This is a genomic window from Pseudooceanicola marinus (genome assembly GCF_002786295.1).
GTDB lineage: Bacteria > Pseudomonadota > Alphaproteobacteria > Rhodobacterales > Rhodobacteraceae > Pseudooceanicola > Pseudooceanicola marinus.
Genome location: NZ_PGTC01000015.1, coordinates 290,289 through 308,531, shown reverse-complemented (window position 1 = coordinate 308,531; position 18,243 = coordinate 290,289). Strand labels below are relative to the sequence as shown.

Sequence of the window (18,243 nt, the reverse complement as noted above, 5' to 3'; positions counted from 1 at the left end):
GTCTGTGTCCGGTCCGAGACAACAGCTTTGCGCCGCGAAAGGCAAATCACGGCGCATGGGGGTCGGACCCGCCGATACGGCACCGCTTTGATTGCATCCCAGAGGCGGCCCGCTATACCGGGTGACCGAAAGGATCCTGTCATGACCCACATCTGGCTGCGCGCCGAACAGCGCCCCAACGAAGACCGGGCCGGCCTGACGCCCGAGGGCGCGCGCGCGCTGATCGAGAAGGGCTTCCGCCTGAGCGTCGAGGAAAGCCGCACGCGCATCCTGGACATCGAGGGCTACCGCGCGGCGGGGGCCGCGATCGTGGCCGAGAACAGTTGGCCCGAGGCGCCCGAAGAGGCGATCATCTTCGGCCTGAAGGAGCTGCCCGAGGACGGCACGCCCCTGCGCCACCGCCACATCATGTTCGGCCATGCCTACAAGGGTCAGCCCGCGGGGCAGGAGTTGCTGAAGCGGTTCCGCTCGGGCGGCGGCACGCTCTATGATCTGGAGTACCTGGTGGATGAAACCGGGCGCCGGGTCGCCGCCTTCGGCTACTGGGCCGGTTACGCCGGGGCCGCCGTCTCGCTGATGTGCTGGGCCGCGCAGCAACAGGGCACCCTCTGCCCGCCCGTCGGCGCCTACCCCGACAAGGAGGCCCTGCTGTCGGACCTCTCCGAACGACTGACGCCCTACGACCGGCAACTGCCGCGCGCCATCGTCATCGGCGCCAAGGGCCGCGTCGGCACCGGCGCCTCGGACCTCTGCGCCGAAATGGGTTGTGACGTGACCAAGTGGGACATGGCCGAAACCGCATCGGGCGGCCCCTTCCCCGAGATTGCGGAACACGAGATCTTCGTGAATTCGATCCTGGCCATGCCGGGCACGCCCGTCTTCGTGCCCGTCGAGATGGCCGATGGCCCGCGCAAGCTGACCGTCATCGGCGACGTGGCCTGCGACCCGACATCCGATTTCTCGCCGATCAAGGTCTATGACCGCACGACCAGCTGGGCCGCGCCCGCCCTGCGGGTGCGCGACACGCCGCCCCTGGACGTGATGGCGATCGACAACCTGCCCTCGATGCTGCCCAAGGAAAGCAGCGAGGATTACGCGGCCCAGCTGCTGCCCTCCCTGCTGACGCTGGATGCGTTGGACGCAGGGGTCTGGGGGCGCGCTAAGGCCGAATTCGATAAGCATATGGAGGCATTGGCATGAAGATTCATTGGTGTGGCACTGGCCTGTCGGCCGTCCCCGGCCTGCGGCGCCTGCTGACGGGCAACTACCCCGTCGTCGTCTGGAACCGCACGGTGGCGAAGGCCGAAGCCGAGGTGGGCGACCTGACCCAGGACATCCGCCCCTTCACGCTGGAGGCCGTGACCGCGGCGCTGGAGCCCGGCGACATCGCCGTCTCGATGCTGCCCGCCGACCTGCACGTCCCACTGGCCAAGGCCTGCCTGGAGAAGGGCGCGCATTTCGTCTCCTCCTCCTATGTAGCGCCCGAAATGGCGGAGCTGGACCAGGCGGCGAAGGACAAGGGCCTGAGCTTCGTCAACGAGGTCGGGCTGGACCCGGGCATCGACCACATCCTGGCCGATGACCTGGTGGCCCGGCTGAAGGACAGCGGTCTGGGCGAGGGCGCCGAGATCTCCTTCACCTCCTATTGCGGCGGCTTCCCCAAGGTCGCCAACGACTTCCGCTACAAGTTCAGCTGGTCGCCCTTGGGCGTGCTGAAGGCGCTGCGCTCGCCCTCCAAGTCGCTGAAGGGCGGCGAAGAACTGAACGTGGCGCGCCCCTGGGATGCGATCACCCGCTACGAGAACCCGCTGCCCGGCGGCGAGGTCTTCGAGGCCTACCCGAACCGCAACTCTCTGCCCTTCATCGACCAGTACGGCTTCGACCCGGCGTGGAACGTGCAGGACTTCGTCCGCGGCACCCTGCGACTGGACGGCTGGTCGACCGCCTGGGCGGATCTCTTCAAGGAAGTGGAAACGCTAGAAGGCCCCGAGGGCGACGCGCGCCTGCGCGAGATCTCCGAAGGGCTGTGGAACGATCATGCCTATGACGAGGGCGAGGCCGACCGCGTGGTGATGTTCGTGCGCCTGACCGCCACCAAGGACGGCGCGCCGGTCTTCGATCAGGCCTGGGCGATGGATGCGTCGGGCAAGGACGACGGCAGCGCCATGGGCAAGCTGGTGTCGATCACCGTCGCCATGGCGATCGAGGCACTTGTCGCCTCGCGCCTCGCGACCGGCGTCGTCACCGCCTCGAATGCCGCCGACCCGATGTTCGCCGAGGACATCCGCCGCGAGTGGATCGCCGAGGTTGAGGGCATGGCCGACACGCTGGAACGCATCGACTACCTGGGGTGATCCGCGCCAGATGGACAAAGGAAAGGGGCGCTGCATTGCTGCGGCGCCCCTTTTGCATTGCGAAGACCACAGGAGGGGCCACCCCCGCGGGGCGGCGGCCCACGCCCCGAAGGACAGGCGTCAGCCGCCGCGCACCAGGTCGTCTTCCTCGTCCGAGGCCGACAGGCCAAGCGCGTCGAGGCCGTTTTCCAGGTGATCCGACAGATGCGGCGTGCCCAGCAGGTAATCCGCCGTGGGCGTCGTCGCCTCGGCCTTGGCGGTGGAGATGGCTTCTTCCAGGTCGTCGGCATCGAAGCTTTCGCGTCCGATCCACATGATCGCGACCAGGCTGGCCAGTTCATCCTCGTTCAGGTTTTCGAGAAAGGCGCGCAGCTCTCCCTCGGCGCGATTCAACTCCCGCGCCATGAGGATGACATTGGCGACCTTGGAGATGGAAATTTCTAGCATGGCGTTTCCTCCTGTTCGTCGCGGAGCATGCAGGCAAAAGCCTACGCCCTTCCTTGATTTGCCGCAAACTCAGGTTTTTCGCCTCAGCTTTTCGGCGGATCCTGGGTGAGGCTCTCCAGCGGGCTGTCGGCCTCCGGCGCCAGCTCCTCGAAGTCGAAATTGTCGAGCTTCAGCGCCCGTTTGCCGGCCCGTTCGGCGGCGGTGCCGATACCGTCCAGGTCCTTGCGGGCCTGGGTGAAATGAGTATCCAGCTTGGCCACCCGTTCCACCACCAGCTCCACGTCGCGGTGCAGCAGCGACAGGGTCTTGCGGATAGCGCCGGCCTGCTCGCGCATGCGGGCGTCCTTCAGGATGGCGCGCATGGTGTTCAGCGTCGCCATGCAGGTGGTGGGCGAAACGATCCAGACCCGGGCGGTGAACCCCTCGCGGACGACCTCGGGGAAATTGGCGTGCAGCTCGGCATAGACCGCCTCCGAGGGCAGGAACATCAGCGCGCCGTCGGCGGTTTCCCCCTCGATGATGTAACGCTCTGAGATTGCCTTGATGTGGGCGCGCACCGCCTGGCGGAACAGGGTCTGGGCGCGGGCCTTCTGGTCCTGGGTCTGGGCGCCGCGCAGGGCCTCGTAGGCCTCCAGCGGGAACTTGGCGTCGATGACGAGGGGGCCCGGAGGGTTGGGCAGGTGGATCAGGCAGTCGGCGCGGCGGTCGTTCGACAGCTTCGCCTGCACCGTGTAGCTGTCCGAGGGCAGCGCCTTGCCCACGATGTCGTTCAGCTGGATCTCGCCAAAGGCGCCGCGGGTCTGCTTGTTTGACAGGATGTCCTGCAACGACAGCACGTCGCCCGACAGCTTGGTGATGTTCTCCTGCGCGCGGTCGATCACCTGCAGGCGCTGTTGCAGCTCCGCCAGGCTTTTCGTCGTCTTCTCGGACCCGCCGCGCAGCTGTTCACTCATCTTCTCCTGCATCTCGGCCAGGGCGCGGGCCTGCTGCATCGCGTTGGCATGCAGGCGGTCGTTCATCTGGCTTTGCACATGGGCCAGCCGCGCCTCCATGGTCTGCACCATCCGGGTCTGGCCGTTGGTCTGCGCGTCCGACACGGTCCCCAGGCGCCCCGCCAGCTGCTCCTGCCCCGAGGCCAGCCCCTCGACCGTGCGGGCCAGCTGGCTCATCTGCCAGATCACCGGCTCGGACGAGCGACCGGCGACGCGGATCGCGAAGACGATCAGGACCAGCAGCACCAGAAAAGCCACGCCGCCGATGACGGCGGCGAGGGCAAGAGGGTCGGACAGGTCGATCTGGGTCGTGCCGATCTGGATCATGTGCGGCCAAACAGCCTTTCGATGTCGGAGAGCTTCAGCTCTACGTAGGTGGGCCGGCCGTGGTTGCATTGCCCGGAATGGGGGGTCGCCTCCATCTGCCGCAGAAGTTCGTTCATCTCGGCCACCTGCATGCGCCGGCCCGAGCGGATCGAGCCGTGGCAGGCGACGCGGCTGAGGATCGCCTCGATGCGCGCCTGCAGGGTCAGGCTGTCGTCCTGGTCGGTCAGCTCGTCCAGCACGTCCCGCAGCAGGGCCTCGGCGTTGATCTCGCCCAGGATGGCCGGCGTTTCACGTACCGCGATGGCGCCGCCGCCGAAGGGTTCGATCACCAGCCCCATGCGCGCCAGATCGTCAGCGGCCTCCAGCAGTCGCTGCGCGTCGCCCTGCGACAGCTCGATGATCTCGGGGATCAGCAGGGCCTGGGCCGCGACGCCGTTCTCGGCCATCTGCCGTTTCAGCTTCTCGTAGACCAGCCGTTCGTGGGCCGCGTGTTGATCGACGACGACCATGCCGCGGGTGGTTTGGGCGACGATGTAGTTCTCGTGCAGCTGTGCGCGAGCCGCGCCCAGGGGGTGTTCTTCCAGCGGGGTCTCGTTGGTGCCCTGCGGCAGATCCTCGACCACCGGCTCGAACCGGGCGGAGGGGCCGGCGTCGAGGCTGGGCAGCCCCCAGTCGGGCGCCGAAGTTTCCGCGAACCCTGCCTCGCGCTGGCCGCCGAAGGTCGGGCGCACCGGCGCCTCCCGACGGTACTGGCTGTCGTATTGGTAGACCCGGTTGGCGCTGCCCTCGGTCGGCTGCGGCGCGGGCCCGAGCGCGCCCATCGAGGGCCTGCTGCCCGCCGCGGGTTCGGGCCGGAAGGCCCCCAGCGTGGCGCCCGCGACGGTGGTCGAGGCGCGATGCCCGGCCTCGGCCAGCGCATGGCGCAGGCCCGAGACGATCAGACCCCGCGCCGTGCCGGGGTCGCGGAACCGCACCTCGGATTTCGCCGGGTGGACGTTCACGTCGACCAGATGCGGATCGCAGTCGAGGAACAGCGCGGCGGCCGGGTGCCGGTCCCGCGACAGGAAATCGAAATAGGCGGCGCGCAGGGCGCCGGTCAGCAGCTTGTCCTTCACCGGGCGGCCGTTGACGAAGAGGAACTGCGCCACCGCCGCGCCGCGCGAATAGGTGGGCAGCGCCGCATAGCCGGTCATGCGGATGCCGTCGCGCGTGGCGTCGATGGCCAGAGCGTTCTCCGCGAATTCGCGCCCCAGGATGGAGGCAAGGCGCCCGTGCAGTGCGTCGAACAGGTCCCCGGTCTCGGGATCGGCGCGGAAGGTCACCCGCGCGTCCCCGCCCTTGCCCGAGGCGCCGGAGGCGTCGCGAAGGGTGAACCCCACGTGCGGTTCCGCCATGGCCAGACGTTTGACCACGTCCGACACCGCCTGCATCTCCGCCCGGTCGGTGCGCAGGAACTTCAGCCGCGCCGGCGTGGCGTAGAAGAGATCGCGCAGTTCGACCACAGTGCCCTTGTTCAGGGCCGCCGGTTTCACCTCCCCCAGCTGACCGCCGGAGACCCGCACCTCGGCCGCGTCATGGCCCTTCGCGCGCGAGGTCAGGGACAGCCGCCCCACGGCCCCCAGCGAGGGCAGCGCCTCGCCCCGGAAGCCGAAGGAGTGGATGTTCAGCAGGTCGGTCCCGTCGATCTTCGAGGTGGCATGGCGCGACAGGGCCAGCGGCAGCGCCTCCGGCGTGATGCCGCAGCCGTCGTCGGCCACGCGGATCAGGGTCTTGCCGCCATCGGCCACGGTCACGTCGATCCGCGTGGCCCCCGCGTCGAGGGCGTTTTCCACCAGCTCCTTCACCGCCGAGGCCGGGCGTTCGACCACTTCGCCGGCGGCAATACGGTTGATCGCGGCATCGTCGAGCTGACGGATGACGGGCTGAGAATCGAGGATATGGGGGTCGGGACGCTGCATGCCGCCAAATGTAGCAGGTGCCGAATGAGTCGGGAATGGGGGCTGCGCCTCGGAGAAGGGTGGTCAAAGGGCCCCTCTCCCGCACAGGCTCTTTTTCCCAACATCGCCCTCCCCGCATGCCATGCCTCCCCCCGAAGCCGGGCTGCGCCCTCCCCTGGGTGGGCGCGCAAGCGTGCAAGCGAAGCGATCCACCCGCCAGGCCAGGGTCCGTTCCGCAATCCACACGCCGTGCAGAAGGGGGCCATAAGCGGGCGCTTTGAGCTACGCGGCATGCAGCCCAGAACCAGAGCCTGTCGCATTCCGACGATCTCTCGCAAGAAAGCGCCCCCAAGCCCTCCGCGTCGGGTGAAAGAGACGCACGGCATGCAGTCGCTGCTATGAACGGGCCATCACTCCCGCGCCTGCGGCCAGGCGTCGGGATTGGTCAGGCAGATCGTCCGGTGCGCCTTCTCGGGGGCGTCGGTCAGGTAGATGGTCAGGTCGGCCAGGGCGGCAAAGGCGACAAGCCTTACCCGCGCCGGATCTTCGGCGGCCGAACAGGCGCCCGCCACATGCCAGATCTCCTGCGCCTCGGCGCGGAACGGGCGGATCGACACCGCCAGAGGGGGGCCAAGGCTGCTGCTGGTCACGGTCACCGGCGCGGCCAGGATCTCGGCCCCGGCCTGCCCCGCCGGCAAGAGCGACAGGAGCGCCCAAAGTAGACCCAGACGAAACCTGCGGCGCATTCCGGCCTCCTGTAACCTCGCGGTCAGGGCGACTCGAGAGGTCCTCAGCCCTTGATCGCCGCCTTGTACCAGTCGCGGATGGCCTGACGTTCGTCCTCTTCGATGAAGGAAACGTTAGCGGGCGGCATGGCATGGGTCAGCCCGGCCTGCATGTAGATGCCGCGGGCGTTGCGCACGATGTCGGCCTCGGTGTCCAGGCGTACGCCCTTGGGCGCCCAGAGGATCCCGTCCCAGAAGGGTTCGGCGCCGTGGCACATGGAACAGCGGCCCATCACGATGTCATGCACATCCTCGAACCCCTCGGCCTGGGCAAAGCGGCTGAGGTGGGCCGAGGCCTCCTCCTCGTAGACATCCGAGCGGAACAGCGGCGCGGTGGACAGCCACATGATCAGCAGGAAGATCAGCGCGGTCAGCAGCCAAGTCCAGTAGGGCATTCCCTTCTTCGCGTGCATGCTGTTGAAGAAATGCCGGATGGTGACGCCCATCAGGAAGACAAGGCTGGCGATGATCCAGGTGTACTCGGTCGAAAACGCCAGCGGGTAGTGGTTGCTGAGCATCATGAAGATGACCGGCAGCGTCAGGTAGTTGTTGTGGGTCGAGCGCTGCTTGGCGATCTTGCCGTACTTGGCATCCGGCGTCCGGCCCGCCTTCAGGTCGGCCACCACGATCTTCTGGTTGGGGATGATCACCATGAAGACGTTGGCCGACATGATCGTCGCGGTGAAGGCGCCCAGGTGCAGCAGCGCGGCGCGGCCGGTGAAGACCTGGGTGTAGAAATAGGCCAGCGCCACCAGGATCGCGTAGAGCAGCAGCATCAGCCGGGTGTTGTTGTCGCCGAACTTCGATTTGCAGATCGTGTCATAGGCCAGCCAGCCGAAGCCGAGCGAGGCCAGGGAAATGGCGATGCCGCCCCAGGCGGGGATGTCCAGCACGTTGGGATCGACCAGGTAGAAATCGGCGCCCAGGTAATAGACCAGCCACAGCAGGGCGAAGCCCGACAGCCAGGTGGCGTAGCTTTCCCATTTGAACCAGACCAGATGGTCGGGCAGCGCCTCGGGCGCCACGAGGTACTTCTGGATATGGTAAAAACCACCGCCGTGCACCTGCCATTCCTCGCCATCGGCAGGGCCGGGGATTGACCGGTTCAGGCCCAGGTCCAGCGCGATGAAATAGAAGGACGACCCGATCCAGGCGATCGCCGTGACCACGTGCAGCCAGCGCACGGCGAATTCCAGCCAGGCCCCGATGGCCACCAAATCGTACATATGTCCCGTCCCCCGGTTCTTGTCTTTTCGTCAAAGCATAAGCACGGATCCCGGAGCGCGGCAATCGGACGAGGCCCTGCGGTGCGGAATGGACGCAGCGGCGCCCAGCGACAAGGCATAGGGAAAAGCACTCCTTTTGAGGAGACGAGTCCGGTCAGCGGCTTTCTGCACTGCGGCGAGGCGACACGGGCACCGCCCCTCCCCGCAGCCTGGGAACCACCCTACATCGGTAGGGAGCGCGGCCCGAAGACAGATCCGGGCCCCAGAGGTCCGGCCGGCGCGCGAGACAAACCAACCCTATCGCAGGAGAGAGCAATGGAATCGGAAACCGTGGACGGCGTCACCCTGGAGACCTGGACCCCGCAGGAGGTGCATGACGCCCTGGCCGAGGGGCAGATCGTGCTGATCGACGTGCGCACGCCGCAGGAATACATGTTCGAGCACGTGGTCGGCTCGCTGTTGATGCCCATGTCCTTCTTCGCGCCGCGCTACCTGCCCTCCCAGGGCACGAAACGGATCGTGCTGCACTGCGGCTCCGGCGTGCGGTCGGAAAAGATGGCCCGCGCGGCGATCGCGGCCGGCATCGACAAGATCGCGCACATGGGCGGTGGCTTCGGCGCCTGGAAAGAGGCCAAGCTGCCTTACATGGGCACCGACATGGGCACCGGCGCGCCCAGCATGGTGAACCCGGAATAGGAACCGGGGACGGTTCCGCCTCGGATCGAAAAGGGGTCTGCCGCAAGGCAGGCCCTTTTTCATGCGGCGCCGCCCTGTCGGCAAAGAAAAAGCCCGGGCGCGAACGCCCGGGCAGGTAGTGGCTGAATATGGAAGGAGGATCAGCCTTTCGAGAACTCGGGGTAGGCTTCCATGCCCAGTTCCGCCATGTCGAGGCCTGTGATCTCGTCTTCTTCCGAGACGCGGATGCCCACAACGGCCTTCAGGATGATCCAGACCAAGGCCGAGGCGACAACGGTGGCCGCGCCGACGACGACGATGCCGTAGAGCTGGGCGCCGATGGTGGCGTCGGAGTTCGACAGGACCACGGCGATGGTGCCCCAGATGCCGCAGACCAGGTGGACCGGGATGGCGCCGACGACGTCGTCGATCTTCAGCTTGTCCAGCAGCGGGACAACGAAGACCACGATGATGCCGCCGATCATGCCGATGATGGTGGCCAGACCCAGGGTCGGGGTCAGGGGTTCGGCGGTGATGGACACCAGGCCAGCCAGGGCGCCGTTCAGCACCATGGTCAGGTCGACCTTCTTGTACATCAGCTGGGTCAGGATCGCGGCAGCCACGGCACCACCGGCCGCAGCCGCGTTGGTGTTGGAGAAGATGCGCGACACGTCGGCCACGTCACCGACAGAGCCCATAGCCAGCTGCGAACCACCGTTGAAGCCGAACCAGCCGAGCCACAGGATGAACGTACCCAGGGTGGCAAGGGTCAGGTTGGAACCGGGGAAGGCGTTGACCTTGCCGTCCTTGTACTTGCCCAGGCGCGGGCCGAGGATCAGCGCACCGGTCAGAGCGGCCCAGCCACCCACGGAGTGCACGACGGTCGAGCCTGCGAAGTCCAGGAAGCCAGCCGCATCCAGGAAGCCGCCGCCCCATTTCCAGGAGGCGGTGATCGGGTAGATGATCGAGGTCAGGATGACCGTGAAGATCATGAAGGGCCACAGCTTGATCCGCTCGGCCAGGGTGCCCGAAACGATCGAGGCGGTGGCGGCGCAGAACATCAGCTGGAAGAAGAAGTCGGAGCCGGTGGAGGCATAGCCGTAGTCGTCGGCGGCATCGGCGGTCACGCCGACGGCTTCCAGGACGCCGGGGCCGAAGACGCCGGAGAGGACGCCATCCACCGACCAGGTGCCCAGCGGGTACATCAGGTTGTAGCCGATCAGGTAGTAGAAGATCGAGGCGACGCCGAAGAGCATGACGTTCTTGGTGCACTGCATGGCCACGTTCTTGGAACGGACCAGGCCCGCTTCGAGCATGGCAAAGCCGGCGGCCATGAAGAAGACCAGGAAGCCACCGATCAGGAAGAGCAGCGAGTTCAGGATGAAGACGGTGTCGGTCGGCACGGCGGCCGGCACGGCAGCTTCGTCTTGAGCAAGGCCCAGGCTCGGCAGCGCGATCACGGCTGCGGCAAGACCCAGTTTTGCGAAGGTTTTCATTGGATTAGTTCCCTTTCCCTGTCGGAGCGTCTCAGAGCGCGTCGTCGTTGGTTTCGCCGGTCCGCACCCGAACCGCCTGCTGGATGTCCAGCACGAAGATCTTGCCGTCGCCGATCTTGCCGGTCTTGGCGGTGGAGGTGATGGTCTCGACCACCTGGTCGGCCATGGCCGCGCTGACGGCGATCTCCAGCTTGATCTTCGGCACGAAGTTCACCGCGTATTCCGCCCCGCGGTAGATCTCCGTGTGACCCGACTGGGAGCCGAAGCCCTTGATTTCGGTCACCATCATCCCGCGCACGCCGATCTCGGTCAGCGCCTCGCGGACCTCCTCCAGCTTGAACGGTTTGATTGTCGCAATGATGAGTTTCACTACTATCCCCTTCCTTCTTCCGGGCTATCGCGCAGTCCACGCCCGCCCTTTGGCACCGGCAGCTAAGCCGTGGAGCCCCCTTTTTCGGAACAGAAGGCCGCCCTGACCAGTGCAAAACGGGCGACATATGCCTTCAAAATGCGCACATCCCATTTTTCGCCCACTATTTAGGCATTATGATAACCGCGTGAGGTGCACAGGGTCCCTCAACATTCCGGCGCGCAGGCTGTATCCTGACCAAAATCAAGAAGCACCGGGCAGGCAGCATGAGTGATTCACGACGGCGCAAACCGCCATTGGTGGCGGACAAACGCTATGGGGGAAAACCCCGGGCGAAACCGCCGACGCGCGGCAAGAAGACCGCGCGCAAGGGCAGCGGTGGTGGCGGCGGCAAACGGCCGGGCCCGCCCCGCAAGCCCGCGCGCCGCAAGAGCCCGCAGAAGCGCCGCAACCCGATGGTGGCCTTCGTGCTGGGCCTCTTCGGCTGGAGCTTCGGCCTGATCTGGCGCGTCACCTGGCGCCTGGGCGCGGTGACCGTGGCCCTGGTGGTGCTGGCCGCCGGCATCAGCGGGCTGACCATGCCGCCGATCGACGATCTCTACGATGGGCGCGCGCGTGGCTCGGTGACCATCCTGGATGACCAGGGGGAGGTCTTCGCCTGGCGCGGCGACCAGTTCGGCGGCGTCGTCACCGCTGACACCGTCAGCCCGCACCTGAAGAACGCCATTGTCGCCACCGAGGACAAGCGGTTCTACCGTCACTGGGGCGTCAGCCCGCGCGGCATCGCCAGCGCCATCCGCATCAACCTCAGCGAAGGGCGCGGACCGCTGTCGGGCCACGGCGGCTCGACCATCACCCAGCAGACTGCGAAACTGCTGTGCTTCGGCCAGGCTTACGACCCCGAGGAATGGGACAGCGAAGCCGCCTATGAGGCCGATTGCCGCGAGAGCACCCTGCTGCGCAAGGGACGCGAGGCGATCTATGCCCTGGGCATGGAGATGCGCTATTCCAAGGACGAGATCCTGGGCCTCTACATGAACCGCGTCTACCTGGGCGAAGGCACCCGCGGCTTCGAGGCCGCCAGCCAGCGCTATTTCGGCAAGTCCGCGGCCAACGTGACCCCGGCCGAGGCCGCCATGCTGGCCGGCCTGCTGGTCGCCCCGACCCGCTACGCGCCGACCAACGACCTGGCCCGCAGCCAGAGTCGCGCCTCCACGATCGTGCGGCTGATGGAAGAGCAGGGCTATCTCTCGGCCAGCGCCGCGCAGAACGCCATCGACCACCCCGCGCAGTTGTCGAAACGGGCACAGGACCAGTCGGGCGGCTATTTCGCCGACTGGATCATGTCCTCCACCCCGGACTTCCTGACCTCGAAGACTACCGCCGACGTGATCCTGCGCACCACCCTGGATCAGCGGATCCAGACCGCCGCCGAGGATGCCCTGAAGTGGGTCTTCGACCAGAAGGTCCGCGACGGCTCCGAGGCGCAGGCCGCTGTCGTGGTGATGAGCGCCGATGGCGCCGTGCGTGCAATGGTGGGGGGCCGTGACGTGCAGGCCTCGGGCGTCTTCAACCGCGCCACCCAGGCGCTGCGGCAGACCGGGTCCAGCTTCAAGCCCTTCGTCTATGCCACCGCGCTGGAACTGGGCTGGCATTACAACGACATCGTCGAGGATACGCCGCTGACCATCAACATCCCCGGCTCCGGCCCCTGGAGCCCGGAAAACTATGACCACCAGTACCGCGGCCCCGTCACCCTGGAACAGGCGCTGATGAAGTCGCTGAACATCCCGGCGGTGCGCGTGGCCGACGCGGCCGGCCTCGACAACGTGCGCAAGATCGCCAGCGACTTCGGCATCGAAAGCGACCTGGCCGCGGGCCCGGCGCTGGCGCTTGGTGCCTCCGAAAGCACGCTGATCGAGATGGTCGGCGCCTATGCCGGCATCCTGAACGGCGGTTCCTCGGTGACGCCCTACGGGCTGCAGGAGGTGCGTCTGCAGGGCGACGCGGAGCCCCTGATGGGCAGCGAGGGCGGCATCGGCGAACGGGTGATCCGCGAGGATGCCGCGCGCGAGCTGATCTACATGATGCGCCAGGTCGTCACCCGGGGCACCGGCGGCCGCGCCGGCCTGCCGGACCGTGAGATCGCGGGCAAGACCGGCACCACCCAGGCGGCGCGCGATGCCTGGTTCATCGGCTTCTCCGCCGACTATGTCGCGGGCGTCTGGATGGGCTACGACGACAACACGCCGCTGACCGGCGTGACCGGCGCCGGCCTGCCGGCGGAGATCTTCCACGAGGTCATGGCCCGCGTCCACGACGGTCTGCCGGTGCATGCTCTTCCGATGCTGCACCCCGCCCCGGAACCCGCGCGGACCATCGCCGACAACGGACGCGGCGGCAGCTCCGGCGGCGGGGGTGGCGGCCTGGAAACCGCCATTGAACGCGCGCTGAAGGACATCTTCGGCCTGAACTGAGGCGCCTGCCGGCATCGACAAACGCAAAGGCCCCGCGACATCTGCCGCGGGGCCTTTTCACATCCTGAACCAAGTTAGGGCCCGGCCGGGCGCCCCTGGGGGGCCTAGCCCGCGCGCCGCAGATGCGCCGTCAGCGCGCCCACGTCGCCGCGCTGCGCATCCAGCATGGCGCCGATCTCGGACCGTTCGGTGGCCAGCATCGACACGCCCTCGATGATCATCTCGTAGAAGAGCCTGTTGCCGCCGCGTTCCGCCACCAGGAAATCCACGTCGAAAGGCGCCTGGCCGCGCAGGTTGAACACCGTCTTGACGATGAAGCGATCACGGTAGGGTTCGGCGCCGGTCACGGTGATCTGGGCACCGATGAATTCGCGGAACCGCTTGCCGTACTTGCGGGCGATGTAGCCGGTGAAGGCCTCGGTGAAGGCCGCCAGCTCGCCGGAGGACAGGCTGCGCGCCTCCGGCCCGAGGCAGGTGCGCGCGATGGCCGTGACATCGGCATAGCGGCGCAGCATCGCCTCGAACTGAGGGATCATCTGCGCCTCGGAGCCGCCCGAGTTGATCACGACGTTGATCTCCGCCACGACGCGGTCGACCAGCTGCGTGGCCTGCGACGCGCTTAGCGCGCGGGCCGGTGCCGCCGGCAGAAGCGCTGCCGCCGAGAGACCGGCCAGGCCGGTCAGCACCGCCCGGCGCGAGATCCGCTCACTCCGCATAGGGGTCAATGTAGAGGTCATCCGCATAAGGGTCGATATAGGCCGCATCGCTGTCCGTCCCGTTCTCATCATAGGGGTCCACATAGGCCTCCTCCTGCGCATCGCCAAGTTGGTGGCGACGATTTTGCAGGTAGATCAGGCGCAGCTGTGAGTAGCTGTCGGCGCTGTTCTGGAGGATCGAATCAACCGTTTCGGCCCGGTAGCCGCGTTCCCCCACCCGGCTGACAACGGCGCTGCCGCGCTTCAGCCGTCGCTGCGAGGCATCCAGCGCGGTGTTCAGCGGGTTGGTCGCCAGGTCGACGATCATCCCCGCGGTTGCCCGCTCGGTCGAGGGGCCGAGGACCGGCAGCTCCTGATAGGCGCCCTGGGGCACGCCCCAGATGGCCAGCGTCTCGCCGAAGTCGGTGTCGCGCGGCGCGATGCCGAAGGCGGTGGCCGCATCCAGCAGGCCGCCGACGCCGATGGTCGAGTTCATCACGAAGCGGACCGTGTTCACCGCCGCATTCTCGAACCGGGCCTGCAGCAGGTTGTTCACCACGTCCGCAGGGGTGCCGAGGTTGTTGGCGAAATTGCCCACCATCTCGTTCACCGGCTCGGGCACGACGGTCGCATAGGTCACACCCACGGGACGGACCACGGCCCGGTCGAGCCCCTTGTTGAAGGCATGCACCTGGCGGTTCTGCGCCTCGTAGGGGTCATAGGGCTCCCCCGCGCGGGTCACGCTGCCCGGCTCCGGCGTGCTGCAGCCGGCAGCAGCCAGCAAGGCGAGGCCGGCCAGGGAGGGCGCTAGAGACCGCAGGGCACGGCGCGCGGCGGGGGTCGGGCTTGGCTGTGTCATGAATGGCGATCTCGTTTCAATGGTATCGACTGGCGGGCAATAGGGCGGGCCCGGGCGCAGGATGCCGGACAGGCTTTATCTATTCTTTAAAGGCTCAGGTGCCATAGCTGCAAATACCCCGAACGCGGGGTTGTGGCCGCAAAGCGACAAGCCGCCACTCGCGGACCGGGCCGAAACGCCGGTATCGCAGCGTGTCGTCCATGGATCTGCACCGTGGTGCCGGGCTGGTGGGCCAACTCTGACTGCACCCCGAGCTTACAGGCCGGAGGTAAGGCACGGGCGGCGCGAGGGAAACCGGGCATTTCCGCGCAACGCCCTGCGCGGGCGTGCGCAAGGCAGGATTGAAGGGGTGCCCCGGCGCGCTCCGGATTGCGGACCTCGCAGCCTGCGGCGTCGGTCGACGGCCCGAGAGGACGCAAATGGCAGCGTTTCGCGACAGATGCCTGCGCAGCAGGCACCTGGAGAACAGACACCTGGAGAACAGGCAGCCCGCAATCAGAAAGGAGCGGCGCGTGACGACAGACCAGCGGCAGGCAGGCGCGAGGGAACTGCGCCGGATCAGGGCCGAGAACAGGCACCTCTACTGGCTGGTCGGACTGTTTTCCGTCTTCTGCAACCTGCTGATGCTGACAGGGCCGCTCTACATGCTGCTGGTCTATGATCGGGTGCTGTCGTCCCGCTCGGTCGAGACGCTGATCGCGCTGACGGCGCTGGTGGCCTTCCTCTTCGCCGTCATGGGCGTGCTCGACGGGGCGCGGGCGCGGCTAATGGCGCGGATCGGTGCGCGCTTCCAGGCACGCCTGGACCGGCGGGTCTACGAGGCGGCCCTGCTGCGCGCCTCCGACCGGCGCGATCCCCGGGCGGAGACGGCGCTGCAGGATCTCGACGCGATTCGCGCCCTTCTCAGCTCGCCGGTGCCCGCCGCCCTTGCCGATCTGCCCTGGACACCGGTCTTCCTCGGCGGCATCGCCCTCTTCCACCCGGCCCTCGGCCTGCTGGCCCTTGGCGGCGGCGCGGCGCTGGTGGTGCTGGCGGCCCTGGGCCAGGGCTTCGGCCGCGAGCGCCAGGCGGCGGGGCTGTCGGCAGGGTTCGCCGCACAGGCCCAGGCCGACCAGATGCGCGCCGAGGCCGGTCTGGTGCGCGCCATGGGCATGCAGGGCGCCGCCTGGCGCCGCTGGCAGCACCTGCGATCGGACGCGCTGTCGCAGATGACCGGCGCCGCCGATCTGACCTCCGCGCTGACCGCGATGAGCCGGGCGCTGCGCCTCTTCCTGCAATCGGCAATGCTGGGCCTGGGCGCCTGGCTGGCCCTGCAGGAACTGCTGTCGCCGGGCGCCATGATCGCCGGGTCCGTCCTGCTGGGCCGGGCGCTGGCCCCGGTGGAAACCCTGGTCGGCCAGTGGCCGCTGATGAGCCGCGCGCGCCGGGGCTGGGTCTCGCTCGCCACCCTGCTGGGAGAGGCGCCGCCAGCGCCGCCGCAAACCGCCCTGCCCCGCCCCAGGGCCCGGCTGGAGGTCGCCCAGGCCAGCATCGTGCCCCCGGGCGACCGGCAGGCGGCCCTGCGCATGGTCTCCTTCACGCTTTCCCCGGGTCAGGCCTGCGGCGTCATCGGCCCCTCCGGCGCGGGCAAGTCGACGCTGGCGCGCGCCCTGACCGGCGCATGGCCCTGCGCGGGCGGCACGATCCGGCTGGATGGCGCGACGCTGGATCAATACGATCCCGAAACGCGCGGCACGCTGATCGGCTACCTGCCGCAACGGGTGGAACTGTTCGAGGGGACGATCGCCGAGAACATCGCGCGCATGGCCGAACACCCCGACGATGTCGCTGTCGTCGCCGCGGCGCAGAAGGCCGATGCTCACGAGATGATCGTCAAGATGCCCGAGGGCTACGACACCCGGGTCAGCCCCCGTGGCGGGCGGCTGTCGGGCGGGCAGATCCAGCGCATCGGCCTGGCCCGCGCCCTTTACGGCAGGCCGGTCCTGCTGGTGCTGGATGAACCCAATTCCAACCTCGACAACGAGGGCAGCCAGGCGCTCAACCAGGCGATCCGCGCCCTCAGGGACGAGGGGGGCGCGGTGCTGATCATGGCGCACCGGCCGGCGGCGATCCAGGAATGCGACCTGCTGCTGATGCTCGACCACGGCCAGCGGGTCGCCTTCGGCCCCCGCGACGAGGTGCTGCGCAAGGTGGTCGCCAACCACAGCCAGATCCAGGCCAGTGCCGGCAGCGGCGCCGGGGGCCTGCGATGAGCCGCCGCGACGGGCAAGGCCCCGATCCCCTGGTCGTCCGCGGCCCGGTCATCGCAGGGCTGTTGACCCTGGCGCTGCTGATCGGCGGCTTCGGCGGCTGGTCGGTGCTGACCCAGATCGCCGGCGCGGTAATCGCCCCGGGCCAGATCGAGGTCGAAAGCAATCGCCAGGTCGTGCAGCACGCCGATGGCGGCCGGGTCGACCAGATGCTGGTCGAAGAGGGCCAGACGGTCCGGCGCGGCGCCACGCTGGCGCGGCTCGACGCCGGGGCGCTGCGTTCGGAGCTGGCCATCGTCGAGGGGCAGCTGCATGAGCTGATGGCCCGGCGCGCCCGGCTGGAGGCTGAACGGGACGGGCTGGACGTCCCCCGTTTCGATCCCGAACTGACGACCAGCGCCACCCCGGAGGTCCGTGCGCTGATGGAAGGTCAGCGCCGCCTGCTGCTGACCCGGCGCGAGGCCGCCGCGCAGGAGGTGGCCCAGCTGGAGAAGCGTCAGGGCCAGATCCGGGCCCAGCTGTCGGGCCTGCGCGCCCAGGAAGCGGCGCTTGGCACCCAGGCCGCGCTGATCGGAGAAGAGCTGGCGGTGCAGCAGGACCTGCTGGACCGCGGGTTGAGCCAGCTGGCCCGCGTTCTGGCCCTGCGCCGCGAGGCCGCCCGGCAGGAGGGCCAGCTGGGCGAGCTGGCCGCGGCCCGCGCCGAGGCCGAGGGACGCATCACCGAGATCGAGCTGCAGATCCTGGCCCGCGCCACCGCCCGCCGCGAGGAGGCCATCGCCACGCTGCGCGACCTGCGCGTGCGCGAACTGGAGCTGGCCGAGCGCCGCCGCGCCCTGCGCGATCGCCTCGACCGGCTGGAAATCACGGCGCCGGTCGCCGGCGTCGTCCACGGGCTGCGCGTCTTCGGCCCCGGCGCGGTCATCCGCCCGGCGGAACCGCTGCTCTACCTCGTGCCGCAGGACCGGCCGCTGCTGATCGCCGCCCGGGTCGAACCGATCCACGTCGACGCCCTGCACCTGGGCCAGGAGGTGCGGCTGCGGTTTTCCGGCTTCGACCGACGTACCACGCCCGAGCTGTCCGGCACGCTGACCCGCATCTCCGCAGACGCCTTCACCGACGAGGTCACGGGGCGCAACTTCTACCGGGCCGAGATCCGCCTGGCCGAGGGTGAGCGCGACCAGCTGCCCGAGGGGCTGGTGCTGATCCCCGGCATGCCGGTGGAGGCCTTCCTGCGCACCGAGGACCGCACGCCGCTGGCCTACCTGGTGAAACCCTTCGGCGACTACCTGGCCCGCGCCTTTGTCGAATAGCCATTCCGTCGCGCTAAAGGAGACTGCCCGCCACGACACGCGTC

The 18,243-nt window shown here is 68.1% G+C and carries 15 protein-coding genes; 6 read left to right on the top strand and 9 right to left on the bottom strand.

The window, feature by feature from the left end:
• Positions 1-141 precede the first annotated feature (141 nt).
• Together CVM50_RS10755 and CVM50_RS10750 are read left to right on the top strand one after the other, a co-directional pair.
• Positions 142-1,200: a saccharopine dehydrogenase gene (locus tag CVM50_RS10755; RefSeq protein ID WP_085888995.1), complete on the top strand. Its 1,059-nt coding sequence runs from the start codon at positions 142-144 to the stop codon at positions 1,198-1,200.
• The gene (locus CVM50_RS10750) at positions 1,197-2,354 is read left to right on the top strand and encodes a saccharopine dehydrogenase family protein (protein ID WP_085888996.1); all 1,158 of its coding nucleotides are present in this window, start codon (positions 1,197-1,199) and stop codon (positions 2,352-2,354) included. The genes CVM50_RS10755 and CVM50_RS10750 overlap by 4 nt, the downstream gene beginning before the upstream one ends.
• Before the next feature lie 120 nt (positions 2,355-2,474).
• Here CVM50_RS10750 and CVM50_RS10745 read toward each other — a convergent pair whose 3' ends face one another.
• From CVM50_RS10745 to CVM50_RS10725, 5 genes are all read right to left on the bottom strand, one after another.
• Positions 2,475-2,801, bottom strand: coding sequence for a DUF3775 domain-containing protein (locus tag CVM50_RS10745; RefSeq protein ID WP_085888997.1), 327 nt, complete (start codon positions 2,799-2,801; stop codon positions 2,475-2,477).
• Positions 2,802-2,884: 83 nt separating this feature from the next.
• A complete protein-coding gene (locus tag CVM50_RS10740; protein ID WP_085888998.1) occupies positions 2,885-4,120 on the bottom strand; it encodes a DNA recombination protein RmuC in 1,236 nt (411 codons plus the stop codon).
• A complete protein-coding gene (gene mutL, locus CVM50_RS10735; RefSeq protein WP_085888999.1) occupies positions 4,117-6,078 on the bottom strand; it encodes a DNA mismatch repair endonuclease MutL in 1,962 nt (653 codons plus the stop codon). Before mutL ends, CVM50_RS10740 begins: the two co-directional genes overlap by 4 nt.
• A gap of 389 nt (positions 6,079-6,467) precedes the next feature.
• Complete coding sequence (locus tag CVM50_RS10730; protein WP_085889000.1) at positions 6,468-6,803, bottom strand: hypothetical protein; 336 nt, start codon at positions 6,801-6,803, stop codon at positions 6,468-6,470.
• A gap of 44 nt (positions 6,804-6,847) precedes the next feature.
• Complete coding sequence (locus CVM50_RS10725; RefSeq protein ID WP_085889001.1) at positions 6,848-8,068, bottom strand: urate hydroxylase PuuD; 1,221 nt, start codon at positions 8,066-8,068, stop codon at positions 6,848-6,850.
• 315 nt (positions 8,069-8,383) lie between these two features.
• Between CVM50_RS10725 and CVM50_RS10720 the strand changes: the two genes are divergently transcribed.
• Complete coding sequence (locus tag CVM50_RS10720; protein WP_085889002.1) at positions 8,384-8,764, top strand: rhodanese-like domain-containing protein; 381 nt, start codon at positions 8,384-8,386, stop codon at positions 8,762-8,764.
• A 140-nt stretch (positions 8,765-8,904) separates the two neighbouring features.
• Here the strand turns inward: CVM50_RS10720 and CVM50_RS10715 are convergent, their stop codons facing one another.
• Both CVM50_RS10715 and CVM50_RS10710 read right to left on the bottom strand, forming a co-directional pair.
• The gene (locus CVM50_RS10715) at positions 8,905-10,239 is read right to left on the bottom strand and encodes an ammonium transporter family protein (protein WP_085889003.1); all 1,335 of its coding nucleotides are present in this window, start codon (positions 10,237-10,239) and stop codon (positions 8,905-8,907) included.
• Between the two features lie 31 nt (positions 10,240-10,270).
• On the bottom strand, positions 10,271-10,609 hold the full coding sequence (locus CVM50_RS10710) for a P-II family nitrogen regulator (protein WP_085889004.1): 339 nt from the start codon (positions 10,607-10,609) through the stop codon (positions 10,271-10,273).
• Between the two features lie 266 nt (positions 10,610-10,875).
• On the opposite strand from CVM50_RS10710, the gene CVM50_RS10705 reads away from it, so the two are divergent.
• A complete protein-coding gene (locus tag CVM50_RS10705; RefSeq protein WP_085889005.1) occupies positions 10,876-13,086 on the top strand; it encodes a transglycosylase domain-containing protein in 2,211 nt (736 codons plus the stop codon).
• A gap of 104 nt (positions 13,087-13,190) precedes the next feature.
• Here the strand turns inward: CVM50_RS10705 and CVM50_RS10700 are convergent, their stop codons facing one another.
• Positions 13,191-13,802, bottom strand: a complete 612-nt coding sequence (locus CVM50_RS10700; protein ID WP_085889006.1) for an MlaC/ttg2D family ABC transporter substrate-binding protein — start codon at positions 13,800-13,802, stop codon at positions 13,191-13,193.
• Positions 13,792-14,640, bottom strand: a complete 849-nt coding sequence (locus CVM50_RS10695; protein ID WP_085889007.1) for an MlaA family lipoprotein — start codon at positions 14,638-14,640, stop codon at positions 13,792-13,794. Before CVM50_RS10695 ends, CVM50_RS10700 begins: the two co-directional genes overlap by 11 nt.
• A 512-nt stretch (positions 14,641-15,152) precedes the next feature.
• Here CVM50_RS10695 and CVM50_RS10690 point away from each other — a divergent pair.
• A complete protein-coding gene (locus CVM50_RS10690) occupies positions 15,153-16,892 on the top strand; it encodes a type I secretion system permease/ATPase (protein ID WP_232618219.1) in 1,740 nt (579 codons plus the stop codon).
• Positions 16,889-18,199: an HlyD family type I secretion periplasmic adaptor subunit gene (locus CVM50_RS10685; protein WP_085889009.1), complete on the top strand. Its 1,311-nt coding sequence runs from the start codon at positions 16,889-16,891 to the stop codon at positions 18,197-18,199. The genes CVM50_RS10690 and CVM50_RS10685 overlap by 4 nt, the downstream gene beginning before the upstream one ends.
• Positions 18,200-18,243: the final 44 nt, after the last annotated feature.